The following is a 5326-nucleotide window of genomic DNA, read 5'->3' as shown; positions in this document are numbered from 1 at the left end:
GGATTCCGGCAAGCGGCCCGGCAAAGCCGCTCACCATGTCGGCAAGCACCGGCAGGCCAAAGCGCGAGAATCGTGCCGGATCGCCATTGGCGCTGAGCGCCAGGGGGGTAGTCTGCCGGCCAAAGCGCGAGACGACCTGGTCAAGCACGCAGCCGCTGCCAAGCGGCAACAGGCTCTTGTCGCCACCGCCCATCCGTCTTGATTGGCCGCCGGCCAGAATGATCCCAGCAATGTCTCGCTTCATGCCATGGAGCCTGTACGCCAGCCGCCGGAAATCACAAGAACCTTCAAATGACCTGGCTAGATTCCGTCGGGCACCATGGTCGGCCCCGTGCTTTCGACGACGATCTTTCGCCGGCCGACCACTCGCTCGCGGTAGAGCGCATAGAGGCCGGAGCCGATGATGATGGTGGCGCCGACGATCATCGGAAGATCGGGAATATCGGCGAAGATGAACAGGCCAAGCAGAATCGACCAGATCAGCGCCGTATAGCGGAACGGCGCGATGAAGGAGATGTCGCCCGCCCGCATCGCCATGATGATGAACTGATAGCCGATCAGCACCAGGACAGCAGCCAAGGCCAACAAGGCCGTGCTGTTGCCCGTCATCGGTGTCCAGCCTCCCATCGGCGACAACAGCGAAGCGCCGACAATTGTCATGGCAAGCGCGGTCGCGGTCGACACCAGCAATGTCGGAATGGCCTTGGGAATCCGCTTGGTGGCGAGATCGCGCACCGCACAACAGGCGACGCTGGCCAACGCCGACAGCGAATAGATGCTGAACCCTTCGAAGCCAGGCCGCACGATGATCAGCACGCCGGCAAATCCGATGGCGATGGCCAGCCAACGTCGCCATCCGACAGCCTCGCCGAAGACAAGTGCGGCCCCCATCGTCACCGCCAGCGGCAGCGCCTGCAGCACCGCCGAAACGTTGGCGATCGGCAAATGGGCGAGGGCGACGAGAAAACTCACAGTGGCGCCGGCCTCGCTGATCACGCGCAAAGCCACCAGCGGCTGCAGCATCAAACCCGGGCGGGAGAGCGCGCCGCGCTGCCAGGCGAGCAAGCCGACGAAAAGCGAAGCGAAAGCCCCACGGATCAACATGACCTGCGCCATGTTCATCGATTGCGACGAGTATTTGGTGATGGCGTCGTTAAGGCAGAAGCCGGCCATCGCCACCATCATGAACAACGCGCCGCGAAGATTTGGAGACAGGGGCAAGACGATTACCGGTTCCGCTTTGCAGCAAGCCTGTAACAGCCGGGCATGAAACCGCAACAGCAAAGGGCTGGGCCACAGCCTTGTTTGTGGCCCAGAAGATCGCCTGCAATGGCGGCAGAACTTACTTCTTCGGCGTCAGCACCTCGGTGCCATTGCCTTCCTTGCCGGCGATCGTCCACAGACCATGCAGCGAGCCGTCGTCCATCATCTTGTAGACGACGAGGCCGATATCCTTGCCCATGACATAGCCGGCGGAGAAGGCGTCATCGTTGCGCATGCAGATGCCGTCGGAAGATGAGCCGCCCGTCTCCCAGTGGATCGTGCAGGTCGTTCCGCTGGTCAGCGCGATGGTCGCCTCGCCGCCATAGGGCGATCCATCGAAGTTGGTGCCGGCGACGGTATAGGTGCCGCCGATCGACTGGGCCGCCGCGGGCAGGGCGGCGAGGCCAAGCAATGCAAGAGAAAGAACGAGTTTGCGCATGGTGTATTCCCCCTGTGAGCGAAGATTCCGCCGCGGGGAAGGCTAGGCCGGAACGTGCTGGCCGTAAATCCGGCTGCGGTTCGCGAACAAGACTTTTTCTGGGGTGTGGTCCGAAACCGTCATGGCCCCTTGAGACTGCCAGCGATGGCGCCGACCAGCGGATCGTATTTCGACTTCAGGGCCGGCGGATAGTCGACCCAGACCGTGCGGATGACGCCGTCTTTCCCGAACAGGCGCCGCTGGTAAAAGATCTTCCCATCCTTCACGCCCGAAAGCACCACCCAGTCCTTTCCGGCCTTGCTGTAGGTCACCTCGTAACCTGGCTCCTTGCTGGCCTTCTCCGCCGCGACGAAGCCTTTTGGCGCATCGTCGTCGATGTTGAGGATACCCGAGCATGTTAGGCTGGCACCATCGGTGCTCAGCCACACCTGTCCGTCGCCATTGTCGGGCTCGGGCTGGCGCTCGGTGAAAACATCGTCGGGAAAGGTGCAGACGGTGCCGAAGCGCTCGTTCACATAGGTGAACGGCGCGGCAATTATGGTGCTGGCCGCGAGCGCAGCGAAAAACGTCCCGATTGAAAAGAGCCGCCGCATGTCTTGCCCCGAAGTCGATGACCGCCCGGCAATTGGACAGATCGGCGGGAAGGTCAGCCGCCGGTGACGCTCATATGGCGCGATACCGATGGGCGGCTGGTGCGGCGGTCGATGATGAAGTCATGGCCTTTCGGCTTGCGGCCGATCGCTTCGTCTATCGCTTCGGCGACCAGTTCGTTGCCTTCGGAGGCGCGCAAGGGCGAGCGCAGGTCGGCTGCGTCTTCCTGGCCGAGGCACATATATAGGGTGCCGGTGCAGGTTAGCCGGACGCGGTTGCAGCTCTCGCAGAAATTATGCGTCATCGGCGTGATGAAGCCGAGCCGCCCGCCGGTCTCGGCGACATGGACATAGCGGGCCGGGCCGCCGGTCTTGAAGGGGATGTCGGTCAGCGTGAACTGGCGCTCCAGCGACGCGCGCAGCAGCGAAAGCGGCAGATACTGGTCGGTGCGGTCGGCGTCGATTTCGCCCATCGGCATGGTTTCGATGGCCGTCAAGTCCATGCCGCGGCCGTGCGCCCAGCGCATCATCTCGGGCAGCTCGGCGTCGTTGAAATCCTTCAGCGCGACCGCGTTGAGCTTGACCTTCAGCCCGGCCGCAAGTGCTGCGTCGATGCCTTGCATGACCTTGTCGAGATGGCCCCAGCGGGTGATCTTGTGGAACTTGTCGGCATCGAGCGTATCGAGCGAGACGTTGATGCGCCTGACGCCGCAATCGGCGAGTTCTGCGGCAAAGCGCGACAGTTGCGAGCCGTTGGTGGTCAGCGTCAGTTCTTCCAGCGCGCCGCTGTCGAGATGCCGCGACAGCTGGCGCACGAGATGCATGATGTTCTTGCGCACCAGCGGCTCACCGCCGGTGAGGCGCAATCTCCTGACACCCTTTCCGATGAAGACCGTGCAGAGCCGGTCGAGTTCTTCCAGCGACAGCAGGTCCTTCTTCGGCAGGAAGGCCATGTCCTCGGCCATGCAATAGGTGCAGCGGAAATCGCAGCGGTCGGTGACCGACACGCGGAGATAGCTGATCGTGCGACCGAAAGGGTCGATCATGTCCATGCAAACGCTTCCCGTGACCGTGAACGGCGTCGTTATATACCGCTATGTGATACGATGCGGCCGTTCATTCAAGATACCGTCTCTCGATCTTTGGTAACATCTCTGCGCCGACATCGCATGTCGGTCGGCCTGAAACAGGCTTTTCCCGTTTGGCGAAGCGGCGTAGGGAGGATGGATGATACGGGATCGAACAGCATGACCGCACCGAAAGAACTCAGGGTCTCGAAGGACCGCAAACTGCTATCCGTCACCTTTCCCGACCATCGGCCGTTCGAACTGCCGGCGGAACTGTTGCGCGTCGCCTCGCCATCGGCCGAGGTGCAGGGCCATTCGCCCGAACAGCGGGTGACGGTTCCCGGCAAGCGCAATGTGGCGATCCTGAAGATCGAGCCGGTCGGCAACTACGCCGTGCGCATCACCTTCGACGATTTCCACGACACCGGTATCTTCACCTGGAATTACCTGCACACGCTCGGCCACGAGAAGGATGCGCGCTGGGACGCCTATCTCGCCGAGCTTGCGGAAAAGGGCCTGAGCCGGGACCGCTAGCCTTGGGCGTGCTGGTGTCGTGAAGACGTCACACATCTGGAGTAGCGCCGGCAAAGGTTTGGAGACGAAAAAGATGTCCGTCATCACCACGGTCGAGCAACTTGAGGCGCTCTATGGCGTCCCAGGCGAGGCCTCGCTGGTCAAGGAACTCGACCACGTCATTCCAGAGTATGCCGCCTTCATCGAAGCCTCGCCTTTCGTCGCGCTGGCGACCGGCGGGCCGGAGGGGCTGGACTGTTCGCCGCGCGGCGATCTCGCCGGCTTCGTGCGCATTCACGATCCGAAAACGCTGATGATGCCGGACCGTCGCGGCAACAACCGCGCCGATTCGCTCAGAAACATCATCCGCGACCCGCGCGTTGGCCTGCTGTTCCTGGTGCCGGGCTCCGGCACGACGCTGCGCGTCAATGGCCGTGCTCATATCACCATGGATACAGCGCTGTGTGCCTCCTTCATGGTGGACGGCAAGGCCGCGCGCTCGGTGACCGTTGTCGATGTCGATTCGGTCTATTTCCAATGCGCCCGCGCCATTGTCCGCTCCGAACTCTGGAATCCGGCAAGGCACGTCGATCCGAAGTCGCTGCCGACGCCCGGACAGATCCTGGAAATCACCAGCCGCAAGACCATCGACGGCGAGACCTACGACAAGGAATGGCCGGAGCGGGCGAAGAAGACGATGTGGTAGGTCTGGGCTGAAAGGGGCGCTCAAGCCTCTTTCAGAACCTCATAGATCTTGCGCATCTGATCGCCGATCATGTCGCACTGTTCCGGTGTCGACTGGCTCATCGCCTTCTCGATCAGCGCCATATGCACTTTCAGCGCCTGCATCAGCAGCGCCTCGCCGGCTTCCGTCAGGGCGAGCCGCAAGATTCGCTTGTCCTTTTCATCGCCTTCGCGGCGCAGCAGGCCGCGCGCTTCCAGCTGCGGCAGCAGCATGGTGATGTTGGAACGGCCGACGAGCAGCTTGCGGGCAAGGTCGTGCTGCGACATGCCGGGATGGCGGTAGAGGTTCATCAGCACGTCGAGCTGCGCCGGCTTCAAATCGAGCGGCGCGAGCTTCACCGCCAGCGTGCGTTCCAGCACATGGCAGGCGCGCGCCACCGCGACCCAGTTGCGAAAACGCGGGCTGTCCCAAGGTAGCTCTTGTTTATTGTTCATCTTTGAACTATTATGTTCATGCTTGAACGTATGGATGGATTCTCACTATGGCATCATTCGGGCTGAAGGTCATCCGGGGCGTGTTTGGTGCGGCCGAGCGTGTCGCGCCACGCCTGACCGGGCGAGCGGCGTTCGAATTGTTCTGCCGCACGCCGAGCGTCAAGGCGCTCAGCGACGGCGAACGCCGCGCCATCGGCCGTGCTGCCGAGTTCATGACCGAGGCGCGTCATCACCGGCTGAAGACCGCGACCGGCTGCGTCATGGTGCACGAGTTC

At 62.4% G+C, this 5326-nt stretch carries 8 protein-coding genes and 1 pseudogene; 3 read left to right on the top strand and 6 right to left on the bottom strand.

The genetic code is table 11. The features are described 5' to 3' along the window. The 5 genes from EN993_RS30755 to moaA all read right to left on the bottom strand — a co-directional run. On the bottom strand, window positions 1–244 hold a 244-nt coding region (locus EN993_RS30755), incomplete at its 3' end, for an NTP transferase domain-containing protein (protein ID WP_164757916.1). Window positions 245–300: 56 nt separating this feature from the next. Further along, the gene (locus EN993_RS30750) at window positions 301–1221 is read right to left on the bottom strand and encodes a DMT family transporter (RefSeq protein WP_127265650.1); all 921 of its coding nucleotides are present in this window, start codon (window positions 1219–1221) and stop codon (window positions 301–303) included. Window positions 1222–1342: 121 nt separating this feature from the next. Beyond that, on the bottom strand, window positions 1343–1702 hold the full coding sequence (locus tag EN993_RS30745) for a hypothetical protein (protein WP_127265649.1): 360 nt from the start codon (window positions 1700–1702) through the stop codon (window positions 1343–1345). Window positions 1703–1821: 119 nt separating this feature from the next. Beyond that, window positions 1822–2295, bottom strand: coding sequence for a hypothetical protein (locus EN993_RS30740; protein ID WP_127265648.1), 474 nt, complete (start codon window positions 2293–2295; stop codon window positions 1822–1824). A gap of 53 nt (window positions 2296–2348) precedes the next feature. Further along, the gene (moaA, locus tag EN993_RS30735) at window positions 2349–3344 is read right to left on the bottom strand and encodes a GTP 3',8-cyclase MoaA (protein ID WP_127265647.1); all 996 of its coding nucleotides are present in this window, start codon (window positions 3342–3344) and stop codon (window positions 2349–2351) included. Between the two features lie 195 nt (window positions 3345–3539). Here moaA and EN993_RS30730 point away from each other — a divergent pair, with 195 nt between their 5' ends. Then, window positions 3540–3893, top strand: coding sequence for a DUF971 domain-containing protein (locus EN993_RS30730; protein WP_109671237.1), 354 nt, complete (start codon window positions 3540–3542; stop codon window positions 3891–3893). 73 nt (window positions 3894–3966) lie between these two features. Continuing rightward, window positions 3967–4578, top strand: coding sequence for a pyridoxamine 5'-phosphate oxidase family protein (locus EN993_RS30725; protein WP_127265646.1), 612 nt, complete (start codon window positions 3967–3969; stop codon window positions 4576–4578). 20 nt (window positions 4579–4598) lie between these two features. On the opposite strand, the gene EN993_RS30720 is transcribed toward EN993_RS30725, so the two are convergent. After that, a complete protein-coding gene (locus tag EN993_RS30720) occupies window positions 4599–5051 on the bottom strand; it encodes a MarR family transcriptional regulator (RefSeq protein WP_127265645.1) in 453 nt (150 codons plus the stop codon). Between the two features lie 47 nt (window positions 5052–5098). Between EN993_RS30720 and EN993_RS30715 the strand changes: the two are divergent. Then, window positions 5099–5326 (top strand): annotated as a pseudogene (locus EN993_RS30715) (alpha/beta hydrolase); the annotation flags it as partial.

The sequence above is a fragment of the Mesorhizobium sp. M7D.F.Ca.US.004.01.2.1 genome (assembly GCF_003997785.1).
Lineage (GTDB): Bacteria > Pseudomonadota > Alphaproteobacteria > Rhizobiales > Rhizobiaceae > Mesorhizobium > Mesorhizobium loti.
Note: the sequence above shows the minus strand (reverse complement) of the source record. Positions and strands in the feature narration are given on the sequence as shown.

What these genes read in the sequence shown, in the direction of transcription:
- moaA (WP_127265647.1), bottom strand. Translation starts at nt 3,344, where the DNA reads ATGGACATGATCGACCCTTTCGGTCGCACGATCAGCTATCTCCGCGTG.
- EN993_RS30720 (WP_127265645.1), bottom strand. Translation starts at nt 5,051, where the DNA reads ATGAACAATAAACAAGAGCTACCTTGGGACAGCCCGCGTTTTCGCAAC.
- EN993_RS30745 (WP_127265649.1), bottom strand. Translation starts at nt 1,702, where the DNA reads ATGCGCAAACTCGTTCTTTCTCTTGCATTGCTTGGCCTCGCCGCCCTG.
- EN993_RS30725 (WP_127265646.1), top strand. Translation starts at nt 3,967, where the DNA reads ATGTCCGTCATCACCACGGTCGAGCAACTTGAGGCGCTCTATGGCGTC.
- EN993_RS30740 (WP_127265648.1), bottom strand. Translation starts at nt 2,295, where the DNA reads ATGCGGCGGCTCTTTTCAATCGGGACGTTTTTCGCTGCGCTCGCGGCC.
- EN993_RS30730 (WP_109671237.1), top strand. Translation starts at nt 3,540, where the DNA reads ATGACCGCACCGAAAGAACTCAGGGTCTCGAAGGACCGCAAACTGCTA.